Source organism: Bacillus sp. REN3, assembly GCF_017912555.1.
Lineage (GTDB): Bacteria > Bacillota > Bacilli > Bacillales > Cytobacillaceae > Mesobacillus.
In genome coordinates, this window is the sequence record NZ_JAERSD010000052.1 from 1 (window position 1) to 1738 (window position 1738).

Consider the following 1738-nt stretch of genomic DNA (forward strand, 5'->3'; position numbering starts at 1 on the left):
CAGACTGTAGACAAACTCGATGGAAATCGAGCTTGTCTACAGTTTTTTTGGTTTGTGCTGGAATAGGGCTGTTGATTTCCGTTCCAGGCGCTTCGCTTTCCGCGGGGCCGGCGCTGAGCCTCCTCGCCGCCGCTGGCGCCTGCGGGGTCTCACCTGTCCGTCTGATCCCGCAGGAGTCTACGCGCCTTCCACTACAATCAACAGGATTCCTCAACTTAGTGTGGAACTAACCTTAAGTATCTTTTAAAATAGGTACATATAACGCTTGAGGTGATGAAGATGCTTTCGAAAAATAATCCAATCCAACGAGACCAATTAGAGATGGTTGCTTTAGACCAACTGGTTCCTCAGGACCATTTAGTCCGTAAGATGGAAGCAGCCCTTGATTTTTCTTTCATCTATGAACTGGTGAAGGATGTGTATTCCGAAGTAGGTCGCCCAAGCATTGACCCTGTGATTCTAATAAAGCTCAGCTTCATTCAATATACCTTTGGCATCCGTTCCATGCGCCAGACCATTGCCGAAGTAGAAACGAACATGGCCTACCGCTGGTTTTTGGGTTATGGATTCCATGATAAAGTGCCCCATTTCTCCACCTTCGGGAAGAATTACGAACGCCGTTTTAAAGACACCGATTTGTTTGAACAGATTTTCTATCGAATTCTTAAGACCGCAGCGGATAAGAAACTTATTAGTGCTGAACATGTCTTTATTGATTCAACCCATGTAAAAGCAAGTGCGAATAAGCATAAATTCGAGAAGAAAGTGGTGCGAAAGGAAACACGGGCGTATCAAGAGAAACTCCAGGAAGAGATCAATCAGGATCGGGAAGACCACGGGAAGAAACCTTTTCCTCCCGATAAGTTCGAGAAGGAAGAAACGAAGGAAATCAAGGAAAGCACGACCGATCCTGAGAGTGGATACTACGTCAAGGACGAGCGAACAAAGCAGTTTGCCTACTCTTTCCATGCGGCATCAGATCGTAATGGATTTGTTTTGGGAACCATCGTGACACCTGGGAATACACATGACAGTCTGATCCTTGAGCCACTGGTAGAACAAGTGATAGAGAAAGTCCGAAAGCCTAATGCCGTTGCGGCTGATGCAGCCTATAAAACTCCAGCTATTACAAAGTTTCTGATGGAAAACGAAATGACCCCGGCTTTGCCTTATACCCGACCACGGACGAAGGATGGCTTTTTCCGCAAATATGACTATGTGTATGACGAATTTTTCGACTGTTATTTGTGTCCTGCCGGTGAGGTCCTAAAGTATTCGACCACAACGAAAGAGGGATATCGTGAATATAAATCCCCCAAACAGATCTGCGCAACCTGCCCGTTTTTAGCGCAATGCACAGAAAGCAAAGACCACCAAAAGGTGGTAACGCGCCATATCTGGCAGAAGTACGTGGAAGAGGCAGATCACTTAAGGCACAAACCAGAAGTGAAACAAATCTATGCGAAGCGCAAGGAAACCATTGAGCGTGTATTCGCAGATGCAAAAGAAAAGCATGGCATGCGTTGGACAACCCTGAGGGGACTTAAAAAATTGTCGATGCAGGCGATGCTTACTTTCGCTGCCTTGAACTTGAAGAAGATGGCCAACTGGACATGGAGAAGTCTAGAAATGGCCTAAAAGTATTGCAAAGAGAGTCTATTTCCTTTGAAAAATCCGATGAAATCCAAAAAGGGGTTCGGAATGAGAGCATTCCGAACCCCTTTTGTCTACAAACTGA

General features: G+C 45.7%; 1 protein-coding gene. It reads left to right on the top strand.

Annotated elements, in window-relative coordinates:
* Window positions 1-279 precede the first annotated feature (279 nt).
* Window positions 280-1638, top strand: a complete 1359-nt coding sequence (locus JJQ88_RS20885) for an IS1182 family transposase (protein WP_210367970.1) — start codon at window positions 280-282, stop codon at window positions 1636-1638.
* Window positions 1639-1738 lie beyond the last annotated feature (100 nt).

Excerpts from the sequence above, each read along its gene's own strand:
- JJQ88_RS20885 (WP_210367970.1), top strand. The coding sequence starts at position 280 with ATGCTTTCGAAAAATAATCCAATCCAACGAGACCAATTAGAGATGGTT.